Raw genomic sequence first — 20,851 nt, 5'->3', positions numbered from 1 at the left:
TTTTGTTTGGAATTATTGATTTAAACTGAACAGCTTTCTGGGTCTTCCCTTCGAATAGGGACTTTCCTTGCCGGAAATTTTAATAATCTCTCCGGACAGCAATTTTTTTACAGTCCGTTCGGCACTGCGCTTGCTGACCTGATAAAACATTGCGATATCGTTTGAAGAGAATGGTTCATTATTGCGTTCAACAATAAATTGAATAAAAAGATAAGATAATTCATTGTTTAAGCGGGCCTGATGAACAAGCTCATGAAATAATTTATTGGTGTCGATATGTTTCCGCTGGCCGATAGGGCCAATGATTTCCTGACATTCATTAACCAGATAGCTGAGGCTATGCCGATCACTACGGCAGGCTTCCAGGGCCATAAACGCATTTTTTTGGGAAGAAAGAGGATTCAATCCAAGTCCAAATGCCAGTCCAATAGAACAGCCGGCAAGCTTTTCTACCTCATCGATAAAGGGAAAGTCACGATAGTTTTCTTTAATCACTTTAATCAGCTTGCTTGTACCGATGATAAAATAATGATTATCTTTATTCGGTAAAAGTATAGCCTCATACTTTTGACAAAATGTACTGACATATTTTCTGACTTCTGTATGTATTTGATGATGCATATGGATAGGGAGGCTTTCTTTTAAAAATAAAATACCTGTTACTACAAGGCCGGTTGAATGCTTCTGTACCTCCAGTGTTTGTACTACTTTTTCCAATGCCTGATAAATACGTTTATCAGACATTGGAATATAATGAACGGGTAAAGCTTCCTGGAAAAGCCCGTTATAGACATCTCTTCTCGAGGTCAGAATCAAATCTATTTTTTTCTGTAAAAATAGATCCTTATGGAAATCAATCAGCATTTGAACATTGAAACAGCTCTGCTTGGTATAGCTGGCCGAAATAAAATCATATTCTGTCATGGCGATATCATCCTTGAAATCAATGTGCTTTATATCTTCCGGATAATCGATGGATATGCATTTTTTCTTAGAAAGCTGTCCAATACGTAAGATAGATGACAAAATACTATATTCATCGTAAGCGATATAAAGCATGATTTGCTGACGCTTTTGTTTTAAAGCTTCACTGTAGGAACTGTAATCAGTGAAAAGAAGTGCGTCACACATCATGGCCCCCTCTGCCCGAACTGCAGCATTGCATGATTCAGATAATACAAAAGGGAGGACGTCAATAGATGGAAATTGTTCCGCGATTTCTTGTACTCTTTGAACGATTGTTTTTTCTCCTAAAACCCCTAGTGTTATATTCATTTGTTTCCCCCCTTACAGATAGCTGTATTTTTTATAAGAAAAGAGGCATGACGGCTTAACTTTTCAAATAATGATAGATATGTGCTCCTGCTCTCTGATGAAATTGCTGTCCCTCTCCATTGTTCATCCATCCTTCTGTCAGCATAACTGCTTTGAGCTGTTTATCCGCTGTTTGAAAAATAGCTGCATCGTGCTCTGCCCCGGCCAGTTCCCCGGTTTTATGAAATGTCTTGATGGAGGAATCGTAGGCAGAAAAAGCAGTCAGTTTACTGTTGAACTGCTGATTTTTCAAGATAGTCAGCATTTGCTCCTGACGGTGTTTTGGCAGTACGTTATTTGGCTCTGTCAATAAATCCAGCAGAAGCATGACATCATAGCAGCTCGTCCGATTCTCCAATCCGAGCTTTATTGCTGCATCATCCATCAGCTTTCGCTCTAATTTCGTATGCTTTCCGCCTATTTGTTGAATAAATGCATGGATAGTATCTAAACCGATGAAATCAATCACTGCATTTGTAGCGGTATTATCAGAGACAATGATCATTAATTCGAGGAGCTGCTGATATGTATAGGTCTGCTTATCTGATAAATAAGGAATAATTCCCGCACCGCCGACCATATCGGAGGAGGAGAGATGCACCAGTTTAGATAAATCAATCTTTCCTTTCTCTTCTTCATAATAGGCAGCGGCAAGGATAAACAATTTAATAATACTGGCGGAACGAAGCGGCTTGTTTTCATTAAAAGCGATTTCATTTTCTCCGGATTGAATCAAATAGCATATTTTTACTGGCGGTAAAGGCTTTATGGAATAAATAGCATGCTTTAACATTTTTAGTGACAATGTTTTATCACCTCGTTGGAAAGTGGGTTATGTTAATCTTATGGAATATTCAAAAAGTAGTCAAGAAATACTTGGAAATCGCTTAAAAAAAGTATACAGCATGTTTTCGCACTATATATCATACAGTAAAAAGAATGTTTAAAGTAATGAATATTTTTAAAATTGTATATGTAATCGTTTCCTGTTTTGAGAATAATTTGACGTTTATGTTACTAATATTGTAAACTTATTACAAGTACGATACTTTTTTGTAAAAGGGGGACTTTTAGATGAAAAAGAATTGGTTAAGCCCGCTAGCACTTATTTTTGCGTTATTGTTATTATTAGCAGCCTGCGGCGGCGGTGACGACGGCAATGCAGACGATGGCGGCGAGGAAGCTGGAGATCCGAGTACAGATCCGGAAATGATTCAGATTGCTACCGGCGGAACAAGTGGAACTTATTATCCGCTGGGAGGAGAAATGGCAACCATCATTTCGGATAATACAGATGTAACAGCAGATGCGATTTCTTCCAATGCTTCAGCAGAAAACGTGATGTCAATTGAAAATGGTGATTTAGACGTTGCTTTTGTACAAACAGATGTGGTAGCGCATGCTGTAGAAGGAATCAACGCTTTTGATGAACCTGTTGAAAATGTACAGGCAATGGGTTCTTTATACCCGGAGACGGTTCAAATTGTAACGACGGCGGGTTCTGGAATTGAATCGGTAGAAGACCTGGCAGGAAAAACCGTTTCTGTTGGTGCTCCTGGATCAGGTACATTTATCAATGCCGAACAAATCCTGGAAGTACACGATATGACAATCGATGATATTGATGCTCAAAACCTGGACTTTGGTGAATCTACCGGAGGAATCCAGGATGGCAATATTGATGCCGCGTTTATTACATCGGGAACGCCTACAGGTGCGGTAGAGGGCTTGGCTGCTTCTGTAGATGTATCTATTGTCCCGATTGCTCAGGATAAAATCGATGAGCTTACGGAAGCGTATCCTTACTATGCTGCAGATACGATTGAAGAAGGTACTTACAGTCTAAGTGAAGATGTGGAAACAGTTGCTGTATTAGCGGCATTGGCTGTAAGCAGTTCTTTATCTGAAGACCTCGTCTATGAGATGACCAAAGCAATATATGAAAATGCAGAAGGGATGGCGCATGATAAAGCATCCTTTATCACAAAAGATACCGCATTAGACGGAATTGATATTGAAGTGCATCCAGGTGCACAGAGGTACTTTGATGAAGAAGGTATCGAATAAATAAATGAAATAAGCCGGCTCCACCCAAGAATATGCAGGGATAGGCTGCCGGCTTTTTTACAGAGCACAGCTTGTATAAATAGGTGATGTGAAATGTGGAGAAAGCGGTTAAAGCTTCTTCTGGTATTACTCCTGATAGGAGGAGGAATTGGTTTTGGCGTGAATTATCCGATTCAGACAGCGTTAGTTTTTAACGATGGCGAATCCGGAGAATTGACGGCTTTTTTACCTTTAAAAGAGAATGAGCATTTCTCGATTACGTTCACTCACTCCATTCATTTAACAGATGTTGTGGAGAAATATCGAGTAACAGATGACTTAATGATCGAGCAATATGAAATAATTTATGAAGAGTTTGGTATTGGCATGCCAAATAATGCGGGCGAAGGAGAAGAATTTGTTTATGAGGATGGGAAATACCATATAAAAAATATGAAACATCAATTTGAATCGTTAAATATTCGTAATGGAGAAGTTGTTTCGAATCATCGTTTAGCCTGGAAGGATAATAAACAAATCGAGGAGTGTTGTGAAGTACCTTTCAATGATTATTTTGTGCCTGGGGATTGGTACAAAGTGAAAGTAGATAAAATAACATTGCTTGATTATTGGGAAGGAGAGAAGATCAATGAGTGACAAAAATCATGATCAACTTTCAGAAAAAGAACAGCAGGAATTATTGGAGAAATATGATACAGAATCAAAAACAAGAAATTTAAAGGGTAAGATGGCTCATGTTATTTTTCTTGGTTTAATTGCATTCTCTGTATTTCAATTATATACAGGCATTTTTGGTCAATTTACTGCTTATATTCAACGGACCATTCATTTAGGGTTTGCATTGTCACTTATATTCTTATTGTTCCCGGCTGTCCGCGGGATGAAAAAGGATAAAATTCCTTGGTATGATTATGTTTTAATGTTGTTATCTATCTTAGTTTGTGGATATTGGCCGGTGTTTTATGACACCTTAGTACAGCAATTTGGCGGTATTTCTGCAGTACAAATGTTTGTAGGCGGACTGGCGATTTTGCTTGTATTAGAAGCAGCCCGACGTGCAGTAGGCCTGCCGATTACTATTATTGCGCTTATCTTTCTTGGTTATGCGCTGCTTGGACCGAACATACCAGGAATGTTTGCCCACCGCGGTCTGTCGCTCGAGCAGCTGATTCAATCAATGTTCTTTACGACAGAAGGAATTTTGGGAACTCCGTTGCAGGTATCGTCTACATATATATTCTTATTCCTTTTATTTGGAGCCTTCTTAGTGCAGACAGGAGTAGGAAATTATTTTAATGATCTAGCGATATCTATAGCTGGAAAAAGAGTAGGGGGACCTGCAAAAGTAGCGATTTTCTCCAGTGCTTTAAATGGGACCATCTCCGGAAGTTCTGTTGCGAATACGGTAACCACAGGTTCTTATACGATTCCAATGATGAAAAAGCTTGGGTATCGAAAGAACTTTGCAGGTGCTGTAGAAGCAGCAGCGTCTACAGGAGGACAAATCATGCCGCCAATTATGGGGGCAGCTGCCTTTTTAATGATTGAATTCGCTGGAGAAAGCTATTGGAATATCGCAAAAGCAGCTATTATTCCAGCGATTTTATACTTTGCAGGAATCTGGATTATGACACACTTTGAAGCAAAACGAACAGGATTAACCGGTTTACCGGACGAAGAGATTCCGAGTAAAATAGGTGTTTTAAAAAAGATACATCTATTGCTGCCAATCTTAGCAATTGTTTACTTCTTGTTTATCGGGATGAGTGTGGAAAGAGCAGCCATTTATGGTATTCTGGCTACAGTTATTGTAAGTCTGTTCCGAAAAGACACGAGGATTACGCCGGCTAAATTTATCGTTGCTCTGGAACAAGGAGCTAGAACAGCATTAGGAGTTGCCGCAGCCACCGCATGTGCCGGGATTATTGTTGGCGTAGTTACGAAAACGGGGCTTGGATTGAAGCTTGGAAACAGTTTGGTTTCCATTGCAGGCACTATTGCTTCATCACCAGAGATTCAATTGATGCTGACATTGGTATTTACCATGATTACATCGATTATTCTTGGAATGGGCTCACCAACGACAGCGAACTATATTATTACATCCACCATTGCTTTACCGGCAATTGTCGCACTCAACGGAGAGTTAGAGGTTGCTATCCCAATCCTGGCTGCGCATATGTTTGTATTCTACTTCGGTATTGTTGCTGATATTACACCGCCAGTTGCTCTGGCTGCCTTTGCGGCAAGCGGTATATCCGGGGGAGAACCGATACGTACGGGAGCGAATGCAACCAGGCTCGCTATTGCTGCGTTTATTATTCCGTATATGTTTGTATTAAATCCGACATTGTTAATGATTGATTCAACAGCACTTGAAATTATCTTATCATTAATTACCGCCATGCTGGGGATGGTTGCAATTGGTGCCGGAATGATTGGCTACTGGTATCGTCATGTAAAATGGTATGAGCGGATTATAGCGATTGTTACCGGGCTTCTGTTAATCTACCCGGAAGGATATTCTGATACGATAGGCTTTGTTATGTTTGTTATTATGTTTGTTATCCAGTACATGTCAAGGGAAAAAACAGACCGAAACAGCAGAGTGCAAGCCAGTTAATAAAGCTGCTTCCAAAAGAAGGTCTCCTTATTTTCATCTGAAAAGGAGACCTTCTTTCTTTTTTTGTGTTTTACCCTTTATAATAATGAAAGAATGAGTTCAGAAAAGAGCAGGAGTGCAAATAAATGGCTAAGAAATATGATTTTACAAAAGGCAGTATCGGGAAAAGTCTTTTTTATTTTTCAGGACCAATTCTTTTGGCAAATCTGTTGCAAACATCGTATCAATTTGTAGACAGTCTGTGGGTCGGTAATCTGCTTGGTGCGAATGCTTTGGGTGCGGTTGCCATTTCCGGGAGCATTATATTTGTGGTGCTTTCGTTGATTATTGGTTTAAATAATGCTGCTTTGACCATTTTGTCACAGCAGCAGGGGAAGCAGAATGAAGAGGGTCTTAAGCGTTATTTGAATGCATTTGTTGTTCTGATGACGTCCATTGCATTATTACTTGGCGTGTCAGGATATATCTTTGCAGACGTGCTGTTGGCAATGCTGGGCACGCCGGACGTAATGGCTGCAGACGCTGCTGCTTATCTGCGAATTAATTTTATGGGAATCCTTTTATTATTCGGTTATAACTTTATAAGTACAGTCCTGCGTTCAATAGGAGACAGTAAAACACCGCTTTATTTTGTGACGGCGGCAGTCCTGTTGAATACTGTGCTGGATCCGCTGTTTATTCATGTATTTGGCTGGGGCATCTCTGGTGCAGGCTATGCTACAGTTGTGTCACAAGGGTTTTCCTTTTTAATTGGCTTCCTTTATATTATAAAGAAGGATTTAGCACCGTTTACCTTACCAAATCTGCCAAAATGGAAAGAAATTAAATTGATTCTGCATATCGGTATTCCTTCCAGCCTGCAAATGGCTGTGATTTCTGCCGGTGCGGCAGCAATTATCGGAGTTGTGGCGGCACAGGGAGAAGCGGTTGTTTCAGGGTATAGTGCGGCACAGCGTCTGGACAGTTTATTGATGCTGCCTGCACATGCTTTGAGTATTGCAATTTCCAGTATGGCTGGTCAGAACATCGGTGCACAAAATTGGGGAAGAGTCAGGGATGTGGCGAAGTACGGTGTGATTTATAATTTTCTTATTATGCTTCTTATCGGCATTATCGTCGCCATTTTTGCTGAGTATGGTGTAAAATTATTTATCCAGGATGAGGCAGCAGTCCAATTTGGAACGATATATCTTCAGATTGTTGCATTATGCTACCCGTTCTTAGGGATTAATTTTATCTTAAACGGCGTTGTTCGTGCAGCTGGCGCAATGTATCCTATCCTTATATTAAATATCATTTCATTCTGGATACTGCGTTATCCGCTGGCTGCTTTGTTCTCTTATCTGTTCGGTAATATTGGAATTGCAATCGGTGTAGGAGCAAGCTTTATCTTAAGCAGTGTAGTAGCCATTCTATATTATCGTTTTGGGAAATGGAGAGAGAAGAAGCTATTTGCAGATGCTTGAATGGGGAGGAACATAGATGATTTGGATCGTTGGTTTTGTATCCGGCTGTGTGCTTGGCAGTTTCTTATATGCTTTGCAGCAATGGACAGCAATTCCTGTTTACACGCTGCTGATGAATGTAGATTATTTTCCCGTAATTGGCGGAATGAATTTACCTGATTGGGTAGAGTTTTCCTTCCACTTGGGTGTCTCTGTGGCTATTGTCTGGATTCTCTATCGCCTATTAACAAAGAAACATCTGGAGCAGAATCTGATGCCTTATATATGTTGTAATGCTGCGATTGGCCTGCTTATTTTCCCGACAACGATGCTATCTGACCGAACTCCGGAAATAGACAGTATAGAGGCGTGGCTTATCTGGCTGGCCGGACATATTGTATATGGTATTTCTATATGGGGGATGCTGAGGATAGGTGAATGGGTAAAGGAGAAAAAATATGAAACGTAGGAAAAAACGCCAGCTGGCAGATTTACTGAAATATTTGATGGTAATTGGGTTGGTATTTGTTTTCGGATTAATTTTCCTTTCTTTATTAGTCAATTATGTTTCGGATCAATCTGGACCAGAATTGGAAGAGTCGAAGCCCGTCCCATCTTTGAATCAGCAAATTTGGGAATATAGACCGATCGTGGAAAAGTATGCGGAGCAGCACGGGATTGAGGAGGAGACAAATACAATTCTTGCTATGATGATGCAGGAATCTGGCGGGCAAGGTACAGATCCGATGCAATCCTCTGAAAGCCTGTGCGGGGAAAGGGGCTGTATTGATGATCCAGAGCATTCGATTGAACAGGGAGTATCCTTTTTTGCCTGGGTGTATGAACAGGCAGAAGGCGATACCGCATTAGCAGTCCAAGCTTATAATTTTGGTCCTGGTTTTATTGATTATGTACAGGAAATGGAAGAACCTTATTCGGAGGACGCTGCCATTGCTTATTCGCAGTATATGTATGAAGAGGCGGGAAGGGAGGCTTCCATTTATGCCTGCCGGAGAGAAGAAGCAGAAGAACTAGATGCATGCTATGGAGACATTTATTATGTTTCTTCTGTCATGTCCTATAAGGAAGCAATAGAAATGGAACTGGAAAACTGATATGATAACAGTATGTGAAATGCTCTTGATTCAGAGCAGCTTTTACATACAGAAGTGTTGTCATATCTTTTTTGTGCATGAAAAGAATCGTTCTACAATGCATATTTCCAAGCAATTAACTGATGATTATGACAACAGCGGATACTAAAAAAACAAGGCGGAGGATGATTTTTTATGAAAGCTATTCAGACAAATAATGCACCAGCAGCAATTGGACCATACTCTCAAGCAATCGAAGCAGGAGATTTTCTTTATATTTCCGGACAAATTCCGATTGATCCGGCAACAGGGGATGTCGTAGAAGGAATTGAAGCGCAGACGAAGCAAGTATTAGCAAATTTACAGGCTATTTTAGATGAAGCGGGGTTAAGCTTTGCAAACGCAGTGAAATTTACGATTTTTTTAAATTCCATGGAGGATTTTGCGACAGTGAATGAAATTTATGGAGCAGCGTTGTCTGAGCCATATCCGGCACGTGCTTGTGTGGAAGTGAGCCGTCTTCCGAAAGACGTTCTTGTAGAAATGGATATTGTAGCATACCGTAAAGCATAAGGAGTGATTATATGGAGAATTTTATCTATCACAATCCAACGAAACTTATCTTTGGAAAAGGACAAATCGAAAAGCTGGCTGGCGAAGTTCAGCCTTACGGAAGCCGTATTCTGATTGTATATGGCGGAGGAAGTATTAAACGAAATGGCATCTATGATCGTGTATTGGAAGAATTGAAAAAAATCAATGCGGAGGTGTTTGAGCTTTCTGGTGTAGAACCTAACCCGCGTATTTCTACAGTACGGAAAGGCGTACGTATTTGCCGCGAACAGAGAATTGATTTTATCTTGGCTATCGGTGGAGGCAGCACTATTGACTGCTCCAAAGCAATCGCTGTCGGCGCCGTAACGGATGCAGATATGTGGGATGTAGTGACGAAAAAGGAAAAGCCGGCAGGTGCACTGCCATTTGGAACGATTCTCACCTTAGCTGCTACAGGCTCTGAGATGAATTCGGGCTCTGTTATTACCAATTGGGAAACCAATGAAAAGCATGGATGGGGGTCTCCGTATACCTATCCAAAATTTTCTATTCTGGATCCTGTGCATACTTTCTCTGTACCGCGGGATCAAACCATTTATGGATTGGTAGATATGATGTCGCATGTATTAGAGCATTATTTTCATCATGAAGAAAATACACCGATTCAAGACAGATGGTGTGAAGGTATTCTGTTGACCCTGATTGATGTAGGGCCGAAACTATTAGCAGACCCTGAAAATTATGCCTATCGCTCTACAGCAATGCTGGGCGGAACACTGGCCTTAAATAATATGCTGAATTTAGGTTATCGGGGTGATTGGGCAACGCATAATTTAGAGCATGCGGTTTCTGCTGTCCACGATATTCCGCATGGCGGCGGTTTAGCTATCCTATTCCCGAATTGGATGCGGCATGTACTGGATGAGAATAATGTACATCGCTTTAAGCAGCTTGCTGTCCGGGTCTTTGACGTAGATACCATAGGGAAATCAGATAAAGTAGTTGCCTTAGAAGGAATTGACAAACTGCGTGAATTTTGGAATGAACTTGGTGCGCCATCCAGTTTGACAGATTATGATATAGACGAGTCCACGCTTGAAGAAATGGCGGAGAAAACCGTGGTGGCAAACCCGACATTCGGCAACTATCGTGCTTTAACGAAGAAGGATTCCCTGGAGATTTTTAAAGAAAGTCTGTAATTTCCCGGGAAATCATGTCTGACTATACAAAGAAGAGCTTGCAGTTATTCATAAACTGCAAGCTCTTCTTTAATTTGCAAACGTATTTTATCAAGACATTCTTCCGGTGTCTTGCCAAACACACGCTTATTATTTACTAATGCGTACGGTCGAACGGCACAAAGTCCGCAAAACGACAGGCATTCATTCATAAGAACCGCTACCTCAGGGAATTCTTTCTCTAAGATGGATTCAATATCTATAGTAGTGATGGCATTTCCGTCACATATTTCTACGACAACGATACCCATTGCTATCACTTTCTTTCTATAATAATTAACGCTACTTTGTTAGTTTTAGCATAATTATAGAAACAAATCAATATTTTTATCTGGATGAGAAAGTGTGCGAATGAGAATGCTTTGTATTCGGTTCATGTTCATAACGTAACCAGACAACAAGCATGATAAAGCCGCAAAGAATAAGCAGCAGGCCGGTTGTTAAAAAGACGGAAGAGAATCCCCAGGTTGCAGCGATGGTACCGCCAAGCATGGGACCGATAATGTTTCCGAAAAAGCGTAAACTTGTATCGTAGCCAAGTACTTCTCCTTGTGTAGACAGCGGTGCTTCTTTCCGGATATAAGCCACACGGATTGGGATAACTCCACCAAGGAACAAACCGAGTAAGAATCGCATAATGACTAATTGCCAAATACTCGTAATGAACATACCCGGCAAATAGACCAAGCCGGAAACAAACAGCATGATAATTAATATTTTCGTATAGCCGTGCTTATCTCCGATCATTCCCCAGCGTCTGGTCATCAACAGATTGCCTACCCCTGTGGCGGAGAAGGCAATTCCTGCAAAGAATGCGAGGTTGACCGGACCATGAATTTCTTCAACGAATAATGATAAAATCGGCTGAACGCTGAAGTGAGCAATCTGTACAAGTGCTGACATCAATAAAACAATCAATAAGATTGGTTTACGCAGGATATACTGCAATACTTCTTTTCTGGAGTAATTCTTTGTATCCTCTTCTTTTGAAAAGGTCACCTTCATTTCTTTCACTCCAAATATAACGAGCAATCCGGAGATAAAGATAGTGATCGCTACCCACTTAAAGGTGCTGGAATACCCAAATGCATCTGCCAGCGCCCCACCTAATAAGGGTCCCATCAAAGAACCGGTGATGGTTCCGGTCTGCAGGGTGCCTAATACTTTCCCGGCAACTTCTTTAGGCGTCTGGGTTGCGATAAACGCCTGAGACATTGGAATAAATCCTGTTACGATTCCCATTAAAAAGCGCAAAAGAAATAACTGCCATACGGCTGTGACGAATCCCATTAAAAATACGGAAATTCCGATTCCTAATGCAGACATCACCATTAAACGTTTCCTGCCGAAGCGGTCGCCGACTCTTCCCCAAATCGGGGCAAAGATAAATGCACTGATGAAAGTAACGGCAAAGGTCAATCCAGACCATGTCTGCACATAAGACGCAGAAAAGTTTCCCATGGACTGAATGTATAAGGAAATAAAAGGCACAACCATTGTCATGCTTCCGCTAATAAAGAAATTAGCAAACCACATAATCACTAAGTTACGTTTTACTCCTGGGTGTGTATTAATAACGTTCAAACCTTCTTTCTGACATTGTAAGAACTGCAGATTCATGTACACTTATTGATTCAAGCATACAGCAGGGGAAAACGAATTTGCTGTATGCATTTTCGTTTTGAAATGGGATAAGCGTCTTTAGTACATATGAAAAAGGCATAAGTGCAATGACCCATACCTTCTCTAAAACAATCTGCAGCCGTCCGTTTAAGTTGCATAAATGCATAACGCTATCACCATCTGTAAAATTCCTTCCATCCTGAAACAAAGGAATGCGGAATTTTACTAAAAGTTATCCTTTATTTATTTCGCTACTCCAAATATACACTAACACGAACTAAATGAAAAGGTATCTGCTCACAAAAAGGATTTATTTTAACATCTCAATTTTCGCATATTAAAAAGTAACTTCATTTCCATAGAAACAGAAGTTGATCGTGCCTTGGGTAACTCCCTTGACCTAGACAAATATATAGAAGGTGAAGTGTAAAGCACCGCAGGATATTCTATACGTGGAAAACAAATCACCAAATAGATGCTTGATCAGGTAAAACATATTTTTCATGCTATATGGTAAAATGTTCCGCCAAGATTACTTTCTGTGGAGAGAAGCTATTCCCTGTATTTCATATCCATGCTGTTATGATTGGTTGTGCTGGCGAAAGCTTCTATTTTGTCCAACCCATAAAAAACGTTTTATCATAAAAAAGACAGGGAATCAGCAAGGTACATGGACAGTGAGCCTGCATGATAAATATAATTCAAAGCTTTTCCTATAGAAATAAATCATTTGATAGAAGCTCCTGAAACTGGCAGCATGTTTTTAAATCATTAATTTATTCAGCCGACAGAATAAATTAATGATTTAAAAACATGTAAACATTTTTCCTTCGGGTTATAATAGATGACGATAGTTGCTCATCATAAATATCAAACGTAGGGGTTAAAAAACGCTTACGAAGAAAAGGAGTAAACAGAATGAATAAAAAGGTAGTATCCGTGCTGAAATACGTGGCACTAAGCTGCATATTATTTTTTAGTATCCTATTGCCAGTTTCAGCAGCTTCTAATACGACGATTATCTATGGGGAAAAACTCAGTGACAGTCAGCGGGCGGAAGTTCGGGAGGCTTTGGAAATCTCAGATGATGACACATATGAAGAACATGACGTTACAGGACAAGATTATGCTGATTTTATAAATGGAAATCCAGATGCAAATATGTATTCTTCTGCAGGAATTACGCTGGAGTCAAGCGGTTCCGGCCTGGAAGTAAATATTTTAACACCGGATAATATTACGGAAGTAACCAGAGAAATGTATATGAACGCACTGTTAACAGCCGGAGCGGAAAATGCGACGGTAGATGTTGTTTCTCCAGTCAGAGTATCTGGTCATTCTGCATTGACAGGAATATATAAAGCCTATGATGTAGAAGGAGTAGAATTAGATCCGGAACGAATGGAATTAGCTAACGATGAGTTAGAAGTAGCAACAGATTTAGCAGATAATGAAGATATCAGTGATGAAGAGGTAAGTACGCTTTTAACAGAAATCAAAAAAATGATTGCTGAACAGAATCCAGTAACCAGAGAAGAAGTAGAGCAAATCGTTAATGAGCAGCTTAACAATCTGGACATTCAGCTGAATGACGCTGACAGGCAGATGCTTATTGATTTAGTAAATCGAATGAGGGATTTAGAAATCGACTTTGGAGCAATGAGAGATCAGCTTGAGAGTATTACAAATGACCTTGTCGAAAGAGCAGAGGATTTAGGTTTAGACAGGGGATTTTGGGAGAGAGTGGCGAACTTCTTTAGTGATATCTTCCGTTCCATTGCAAACTTTTTTAGCAGCTAATTGAATACTGGCAAGCAGTTGACGAAGAGTTCTCTAATCATAGAGGGCTCTTTTTTTATATTACAGAAACGAGCCTTTGACGTGGGTTTGTCATAATGCATACGCTTTACCGCTCTTCTATAACAAATATGTTACAAATGTAATAGTAAACAGGGCATATGTAATCATTGTAATTTACACTTAACTCTTCTGTAACTGTATTCTTCTGATTCCTGTGATAGGATAGTCATTGTGAAAAAACATAAGGAGGTTATCAGATGAGAAAACTCGTAGCAGCATTATCTGCTGGAATTATTATAACCGGTACAGCTGCAACAACAGTTTCCGCTGACGCAAATGAACACAAGGTAGAATCAGGAGAGAGCTTATGGAAGATTGCAGCTCAATATGATACAAGCGTGCAAAACTTACTTGATATAAATGATCTTAAATCAGAGGTAATTCACCCGAAAGATGTTATTAAGGTAAGTGAATCTGATGAAGATGGAGAAGAAACAGTATACACAGTAGAAAAAGGGGACACCCTTTCAGCTATTGCTAAAGAATTCAATGTATCTGTCAACGATATTAAAGAATGGAATAACCTTTCATCTGATATTATCGTGATCGGTAATGAATTATCCATAAATGGAACAGCTGAAGCACCAGCAGTGGAAGAAGAAGCTGCAGAAGAACCGGCTGAAGAGCCAGCAGTAGAGGAAGAAGCTGCAGAAGAACCGGCTGAAGAGCCAGCAGTAGAGGAAGAAGCTGCAGAAGAACCGGCTGAAGAGCCAGCAGTAGAGGAAGAAGCTGCAGAAGAACCAGCTGAAGAAGCTACTGTAGAGCAAACTTCTAATGAAGAAGCAGCTGCTTCTGAATCAGAAGAACAGTCTTCGGACAATGGTTCTCCACAAGGAGAAACAATTTCTGTAGAAGCAACTGCATATACAGCAGATTGTAATGGATGTTCTGGAGTAACTGCAACTGGTGTAGATTTAAACCAAGACCCTAATGCGAAAGTAATCGCAGTAGACCCAAGTGTTATTCCTTTGGGAAGTGAAGTTTATGTAGAAGGTTATGGCTATGCAACTGCTGCTGATACTGGCGGTGCAATCAACGGAAACAAAATCGACCTTCACGTACCATCTCAAGATGAAGCAGTAAACTTTGGAAGACAACAAGTTAACGTAACAATCGTTGAATAAATCGTATAAAAATAGCTTAAGAGTCTATGAAACTCTTAAGCTATTTTTTTTAGTTGAGAAAATAAATATAATAAAAAAGGCATCATACTTTTGATTATATAAGCATGAGACCCTATGAAGTCATGATATTTAGCTGTCCGTATCTCGTAGTTATCACGCAGAGTTTTTCTGATATACATGCGTTTCATCTATTATCAACGATCATCTGATTTTTTCTTTACATTTTAAAAAGACGAATAAACATTTGCTGATATATTTTACACCCCAGAAAGCCGGCAGTGTTATCTTTATCAAATTTTTGGAATATCCTCTTTAGTTCTGAAATTCGGTAGAAGTGGCAGCCGGGCTTTGTTCAATTTCTTCATTACTATCGTTATGAGCACTTGAATAGCCTAAAGCTCCTACTGCAGCAATGACAAAAATAAACAAAGTAAGTAGAACTTTTCGCATGTTTCTTTTCAACCCTCCATCATATATTTAAAGTATGTGTTCAAAAAAAGTTCACTCTATCAAAGTATCATTTTTTAAGAGACTTTTTGAACATCCTTTTTAATAATATTCAACTCTCTTAGTATAGGACAATATGGTCAAATTGGCTAGCAGGAAAAACATTAATTTTCATATATATTCGCTAATTCTGTGAATAACTGGATTGGGTTATTTATATGTTATACTTGAAAGGGATTACATTTTTGACAAAGAGTTGTCCGCAGACCCATGCGGTGCAAAGTTACATTTTACAATGCTTTAAAGGAGGAAAATAGGGTATGACAAGCCGAAAATTAGATCATTTTTTGGAATCAAATATAAATGATTTAAAGGAAAATGGTCTCTATAACGAAATTGATACCGTAGAAGGTGCAAATGGCCCGGAAATTACAATCAAAGGAGAAACATTAATCAATCTTTCTTCTAATAATTACTTAGGGCTTGCGACGCACCATGAATTAAAAGATGCAGCCAAGCAAGCTGTGGATTCCCATGGTGCCGGCGCTGGCGCTGTCCGCACGATTAATGGAACGCTTGACTTGCATATCGAATTGGAAAAGAGAATTGCTGCATTTAAAGGAACAGAAGCAGCTATCGCTTATCAATCTGGATTTAACTGTAATATGGCAGCGATTTCGGCTGTAATGGATAAAAATGATGCGATTCTATCGGATTCTTTAAACCACGCCTCTATTATTGACGGCTGCCGCTTATCGAAGGCGAAGATTATTCGATTTGAGCATTCAGATATGGCGGATTTACGTGCGAAAGCGAAGGAAGCGACAGAATCAGGGACATATAATAAAGTGATGGTAATTACGGATGGCGTATTCTCCATGGATGGAGATATCGCGAAGCTTCCGGAGATAGTGGAAATCGCTGAAGAATTTGATTTGATTACTTATGTAGATGATGCACATGGCTCAGGAGTAACTGGTGACGGTGCAGGAACAGTAAAGCATTTTGGCTTGCAGGATAAAGTTGATTTTCAAATGGGCACCCTGTCGAAAGCAATTGGTGTTATCGGCGGTTATGTTGCAGGGAAACAATCATTAATCGATTGGTTGAAAGTCCGTTCCCGTCCATTCTTATTTTCTACAGCGGTTTCTCCAGCAGATGCAGCTGCAAGTACAAGAGCAATTGAAATGCTCATGGAGAGTACAGAACTGAATGAAAAGCTCTGGGAGAACGGGGATTATTTGAAAAAAGGGCTGAAAGAACTTGGTTTTGACATTGGAGACAGTGAAACACCAATTACGCCTTGTATTATCGGTGATGAAAAACAGGCACAGACATTTAGTAAAAGACTGTATGAAGAGGGTGTTTATGCGAAAGCGATCGTGTTCCCGACAGTTCCGAGGGGTACCGGACGGGTTCGTAATATGCCGACAGCTGCGCATACGAAAGAAATGCTGGATCGTGCTATTGTCATCTATGAAAAAATCGGTAAAGAATTGAAACTTATTTAAAAAAATAAGAGCGCGTGTTCAAAAGGCTGATTGAAAGCTGCAAATTCTTTCTAACGGCATTTTGAACATCCTCTCAATGGAGGTTTTCCGAGATGAAAAAAATATTAGTGACCGGTGCATTAGGCCAAATCGGATCAGAATTAACGGAGAAGCTTCGTAGTACATACGGTGAGGATAATGTCATTGCTTCTGATATCCGGAGACCGGAGCAGCCATCAGGAATATTTGAAGAAATCGATGTGACAAAGGAAAAGGAATTTTATGAGATTGCCAAAAAATATAAGGTAGATACAATTATCCATTTAGCTGCACTTTTATCTGCTAAGGCAGAAGCTTTTCCAAAAGTCGCCTGGGAAATCAATATGGGCGGACTGGTAAATGCGCTGGAAGCTGCGAAGGAACTGGATTTAAAATTTTTCACACCAAGCTCGATTGGAGCTTTTGGACCAAGTACACCGAAAGCCAACACACCGCAGGACACGCTGCAGCGGCCGACGACAATGTATGGGGTAAATAAAGTAGCAGGAGAGATTCTTTGTGATTACTATTATTCCAGATTCGGAGTAGATACCAGAGGAGTTCGTTTTCCAGGTTTAATTTCCTATGTAACTGCTCCAGGCGGCGGTACGACAGACTACGCGGTGGAAGTGTATTATGAAGCGCTTCGGTCAGGAACATATACCTCCTATATTGCAAAAGGAACGCATATGGATATGATGTATATGCCCGATGCTTTACAAGCGATTATTCAACTGATGGAAGCAGATCCCGATCGCTTAAAGCACCGCAATGCCTTCAATATTACTGCAATGTCTGCTGCGCCGGAGCATTTTGAAAAAGCAATCCGCAAGCATATTCCTGATTTCACAATGGATTATCAGGTAGACCCGGTCCGGCAAGGAATTGCAGAGAGCTGGCCGGATTCGATTAATGCGGCGGCTGCCAAAGAGGAATGGGATTTTGAAGCAGCATATGATATGGACGCGATGACAGTGGATATGCTGGAAAAAGTTCGCGAGAAAATAAAGAAGAATAGTGCATAACAGGACAAAAACATTCCAGGGTTTCAAGTGAAAAACGCACTTATATTTCAATCGTTTAAACTACTCCTTTTATATCAGAACCCTTTTTACTATTTTTTGACTGCTGTAAAGGAAGTATCTCCGTGTAAATTAAAAAACCGCCTTATTGTCCAGGTTAATCAATGACGACCATGGACATAAGGTGGTTTTCAATAATACTGCGGATGTAAGATTGGGTATAGCGTTCTGGATTAAACAATGCATGGATAGCCAGCCCATCGAGTATACTATACAATTTCTCTAATTCAATATCTCTATAAATATCTTTTTTCAATAAGTCATTTTCTTCTAAAGTCGTTAAAACTAATTCAATAACTTTTAAAACATCATCGTAATTGAGGTCAAATCCATCCTCTTTTCGACCATGAGTAATAAAGGCAAACCAAACCTCCATTTCCTTTCTTGAAATGTCATTATAAGGAGTTATCTCCATTAGAAGCTGAACCAATTTTTCTAGAACAGGCAGATCTTTCTCCATAATTTTTTTAATCCTAACCCCCACGTTTTCTTTTAATAATTCCATTGCAAATTTAAGAAGTTCTTTACGAGTAGGAAAATAATACCTGAGAGCGGATTGAGAAATTCCAGTTTCTTCTGCTATTTTTCGTGTCGTTGCTTGTTCAATTCCCTTTTGAGATATAATTTCCCAAGTAGATTTTGCTATTTGTTCCCGACGTTTGCTATGATCAACTTTTTTTGGCATAGAATAATTGTATCAGATAAGAAGTGAAAAACAAAACTTTTTAGCTCAATTGAGCTATTAAAATTGCGCGTTCGTTTATCGTTATGATAAAATCTTTTTAGCTCAATTGAACTAAAAAAGTTTGCTTAACTAAATACTCAAGTCAAATGATGGAATTTAATTTTAGAACAACCAAAAAAGCTTTAGACAGCGAAGGGGCAGATGGGATGAAGGGGCAGGAAAATCGAATAAGATTATTAGATGTGTTAAGAGGCTTTGCGATTATTGGCACGTTAGGAACGAATATCTGGTTGTTTGCTCAGCCGGGGAATATTATGACCGTTTTTTCAAATGCAAATTGGTGGGAAAGCTTAGATTCTTTCCTGCAAGCTTTCCTATCTGTATTTGTTAATGGTAAATTTTTAAGCTTATTGACTATTATGTTCGGAATTGGTTTGGAGTTGAAATATCGTAAAGCTGCAAGAGAAGGTCTTCCATGGATTCGCCTGTATTTATGGACGATGTTTCTGCTGTTTTTAGATGGTTTATTACATTTTATTTTTGTGTTTGAATACGATATTCTAATGAGTTATGCAATTACAGGAATGATCGTTGCTTTCATTATTCGTTATCGTGAAGAAATGATGAAGAAAACGATGATAGTATCAGCAATTATTCATCTTACGGGCGTAATGCTGCTATCGATAGCATGGTTCTTCTTAATCAAAGAAGCGTCATTTCTAAATGAAATGGCGAGAATATCTCAAGAAACAAGTAATTTATACTCCAGCCAGAGTTATTGGCAACAAGTACAATTTAGAATTCGAGACTTTTGGGGGTTAAGGGTAGAAGCTATTCTAATAATCTTTATGAATATCACCTTGTATATTTTAGGAATCCGGTTATTCCGTGCAGGTGCATTTTCAAATAACGAAAATGGGCAGCGTCTTCGGAAAAAACTAATGATATATGGTCTCGGTATTGGGATACCATTAAATTTACTTACATTAGTTCCGGGCGGATATTTTGATATTGCTTCCCGGTATATATTTGCCCCGGTTTTAGCATTAGGCTATATTGGCTTATTCGCTTGGGTACTGAAAATAAGAATAGCCCCATGGCTGATTAATCGATTTGAATCTATAGGAAAAACCGCCTTAAGCTGTTATATATTACAAAATATAGTGGCATCAATTATCTTTTATGGCTGGGGGACAGGGGTGGCTCCGTTGTCTTCCGCTTATACTGTAATTGTTTATTGGATTCTTATCACAATAGTGATGATGATAAGTGCTGAACTTTTCATCAAGTATTTAGGTAGTGGTCCGTTGGAATACTTGTGGAGAAAATTATCATATTCCCCATTTAAAAAATAAAGTGATTCGTTATACAATCAAATTTTAAAGTGCAGCTAAAAGTTTGTATGATGCAACGGATTGATTCTTCAAACTAACACCCTAAGTTACTTAGGCTAACGCAGTGGTAGAATGAAAGAAGCACTGGGACTGGGACTGCGATTACTCGTCCCATCGAAGAGCTTTTGCGATTACTCGCCCCATCAAAAACCGTCGCTAGATAGTTTTATTATTATCACTCAACTTTCGCACATTAAAAAGTAATTTCGTTTCTATAGAAACAGGAGTTGATCGTTCCTTCGATAACACCCTTGACAAAGAATAGAAGGTGAAGTGTAAAGCACCGCTGCGGCGGATCGTTTTGCTTTCCTAGGGGCACGCTCTTCAGCTAACTTTTGCCAAGAAGAGCACTAGGCAAAAGTGGATCTTCAGATGGTGCTGATCCCTCAGGAGTCAAAACGGTCCACCTCCGCTAGTAAGACGTTCTATACGTGAAAAAACAACTCACCAAATAGATGTTTAATCAGATAGAACATTTTTTTCATGCTGCATGGTAAAATGTTCTACCAAGATTACTTTCTATGCATAAAAGCTATTCCCTGTATTTCATATTCATGCTGTCATGATTAGTTATTCAGGCGAAAGTTAAGTTATCAGTATTAAATTTTAAAAAATTCATTAACCTGACAACATTGCTGAGATTACTCGTCCCACTGAAGAGCTTTTACTGTCGTTGCAGTGTTATTACTGCTTTTAAGTTGGTTAGAGTAGAGAATGAAACCATTAAAAAAACATATAAAGACTAACTCTAAAATAAGAGGTTATTTAGCA

The 20,851-nt window shown here is 39.5% G+C and carries 19 protein-coding genes; 13 read left to right on the top strand and 6 right to left on the bottom strand.

All coding sequences use genetic code 11. The annotated features are described in order from the left end of the window. Window positions 1-12 precede the first annotated feature (12 nt). Window positions 13-1,275: a hypothetical protein gene (locus MKY65_RS21440; protein WP_339180556.1), complete on the bottom strand. Its 1,263-nt coding sequence runs from the start codon at window positions 1,273-1,275 to the stop codon at window positions 13-15. 55 nt (window positions 1,276-1,330) lie between these two features. Continuing rightward, on the bottom strand, window positions 1,331-2,119 hold the full coding sequence (locus MKY65_RS21435; protein WP_339180555.1) for a serine hydrolase: 789 nt from the start codon (window positions 2,117-2,119) through the stop codon (window positions 1,331-1,333). 269 nt (window positions 2,120-2,388) lie between these two features. Here MKY65_RS21435 and MKY65_RS21430 point away from each other — a divergent pair, with 269 nt between their 5' ends. The 8 genes from MKY65_RS21430 to MKY65_RS21395 all read left to right on the top strand — a co-directional run bounded on the left by MKY65_RS21430 (window position 2,389) and on the right by MKY65_RS21395 (window position 10,297). Further along, window positions 2,389-3,381: a TAXI family TRAP transporter solute-binding subunit gene (locus MKY65_RS21430; RefSeq protein WP_339180553.1), complete on the top strand. Its 993-nt coding sequence runs from the start codon at window positions 2,389-2,391 to the stop codon at window positions 3,379-3,381. Between the two features lie 93 nt (window positions 3,382-3,474). Continuing rightward, on the top strand, window positions 3,475-4,017 hold the full coding sequence (locus MKY65_RS21425; RefSeq protein ID WP_339180551.1) for a DUF1850 domain-containing protein: 543 nt from the start codon (window positions 3,475-3,477) through the stop codon (window positions 4,015-4,017). Then, a complete protein-coding gene (locus MKY65_RS21420; protein WP_339180550.1) occupies window positions 4,010-6,004 on the top strand; it encodes a TRAP transporter permease in 1,995 nt (664 codons plus the stop codon). Before MKY65_RS21425 ends, MKY65_RS21420 begins: the two co-directional genes overlap by 8 nt. A 125-nt stretch (window positions 6,005-6,129) precedes the next feature. Beyond that, window positions 6,130-7,470: an MATE family efflux transporter gene (locus tag MKY65_RS21415; RefSeq protein WP_339180549.1), complete on the top strand. Its 1,341-nt coding sequence runs from the start codon at window positions 6,130-6,132 to the stop codon at window positions 7,468-7,470. Between the two features lie 16 nt (window positions 7,471-7,486). After that, window positions 7,487-7,918: a hypothetical protein gene (locus MKY65_RS21410; RefSeq protein ID WP_339180547.1), complete on the top strand. Its 432-nt coding sequence runs from the start codon at window positions 7,487-7,489 to the stop codon at window positions 7,916-7,918. After that, window positions 7,908-8,564 carry a lysozyme family protein gene (locus MKY65_RS21405; protein ID WP_339180545.1) on the top strand — a complete coding sequence of 219 codons (657 nt, stop codon included), beginning with the start codon at window positions 7,908-7,910 and terminating at the stop codon, window positions 8,562-8,564. Before MKY65_RS21410 ends, MKY65_RS21405 begins: the two co-directional genes overlap by 11 nt. 174 nt (window positions 8,565-8,738) lie before the next feature. Next, entirely contained in the window at window positions 8,739-9,116 is a 378-nt protein-coding gene (locus tag MKY65_RS21400) for a RidA family protein (RefSeq protein WP_042529292.1), read from the top strand. Window positions 9,117-9,127: 11 nt separating this feature from the next. Next, a complete protein-coding gene (locus MKY65_RS21395) occupies window positions 9,128-10,297 on the top strand; it encodes an iron-containing alcohol dehydrogenase (protein WP_339180543.1) in 1,170 nt (389 codons plus the stop codon). Window positions 10,298-10,341: 44 nt separating this feature from the next. On the opposite strand, the gene MKY65_RS21390 is transcribed toward MKY65_RS21395, so the two are convergent. After that, window positions 10,342-10,587 (bottom strand): YuzB family protein, encoded by a 246-nt coding sequence (locus MKY65_RS21390; RefSeq protein ID WP_042529296.1) that lies wholly within the window; start codon window positions 10,585-10,587, stop codon window positions 10,342-10,344. 76 nt (window positions 10,588-10,663) lie between these two features. Continuing rightward, window positions 10,664-11,872: an MFS transporter gene (locus MKY65_RS21385; protein ID WP_256706343.1), complete on the bottom strand. Its 1,209-nt coding sequence runs from the start codon at window positions 11,870-11,872 to the stop codon at window positions 10,664-10,666. 1,005 nt (window positions 11,873-12,877) lie between these two features. Between MKY65_RS21385 and MKY65_RS21380 the strand changes: the two genes are divergently transcribed. Beyond that, window positions 12,878-13,759, top strand: a complete 882-nt coding sequence (locus tag MKY65_RS21380) for a DUF1002 domain-containing protein (RefSeq protein WP_339180541.1) — start codon at window positions 12,878-12,880, stop codon at window positions 13,757-13,759. Between the two features lie 257 nt (window positions 13,760-14,016). Then, window positions 14,017-14,943, top strand: coding sequence for a LysM peptidoglycan-binding domain-containing protein (locus tag MKY65_RS21375; RefSeq protein ID WP_339180540.1), 927 nt, complete (start codon window positions 14,017-14,019; stop codon window positions 14,941-14,943). Between the two features lie 312 nt (window positions 14,944-15,255). Here MKY65_RS21375 and MKY65_RS21370 read toward each other — a convergent pair whose 3' ends face one another. Beyond that, window positions 15,256-15,393 (bottom strand): hypothetical protein, encoded by a 138-nt coding sequence (locus MKY65_RS21370; protein ID WP_175296993.1) that lies wholly within the window; start codon window positions 15,391-15,393, stop codon window positions 15,256-15,258. A gap of 317 nt (window positions 15,394-15,710) precedes the next feature. On the opposite strand from MKY65_RS21370, the gene MKY65_RS21365 reads away from it, so the two are divergent. Further along, a complete protein-coding gene (locus MKY65_RS21365; protein ID WP_339180538.1) occupies window positions 15,711-16,901 on the top strand; it encodes a glycine C-acetyltransferase in 1,191 nt (396 codons plus the stop codon). Window positions 16,902-16,993: 92 nt separating this feature from the next. Beyond that, window positions 16,994-17,944 carry an L-threonine 3-dehydrogenase gene (locus tag MKY65_RS21360; RefSeq protein ID WP_339180536.1) on the top strand — a complete coding sequence of 317 codons (951 nt, stop codon included), beginning with the start codon at window positions 16,994-16,996 and terminating at the stop codon, window positions 17,942-17,944. A 154-nt stretch (window positions 17,945-18,098) separates the two neighbouring features. On the opposite strand, the gene MKY65_RS21355 is transcribed toward MKY65_RS21360, so the two are convergent. Next, window positions 18,099-18,686, bottom strand: a complete 588-nt coding sequence (locus tag MKY65_RS21355) for a TetR/AcrR family transcriptional regulator (protein WP_339180533.1) — start codon at window positions 18,684-18,686, stop codon at window positions 18,099-18,101. Window positions 18,687-18,892: 206 nt separating this feature from the next. Here MKY65_RS21355 and MKY65_RS21350 point away from each other — a divergent pair, with 206 nt between their 5' ends. After that, window positions 18,893-20,041, top strand: coding sequence for a DUF418 domain-containing protein (locus MKY65_RS21350; protein ID WP_339180529.1), 1,149 nt, complete (start codon window positions 18,893-18,895; stop codon window positions 20,039-20,041). Window positions 20,042-20,851 lie beyond the last annotated feature (810 nt).

Origin of the sequence: Oceanobacillus sp. FSL W7-1293, assembly GCF_037969815.1 — a bacterium.
GTDB lineage: Bacteria > Bacillota > Bacilli > Bacillales > Amphibacillaceae > Oceanobacillus > Oceanobacillus oncorhynchi.
The sequence above is the reverse complement of the archived record's forward strand: the minus strand, read 5'-3'. Positions and strand labels throughout refer to the sequence as shown.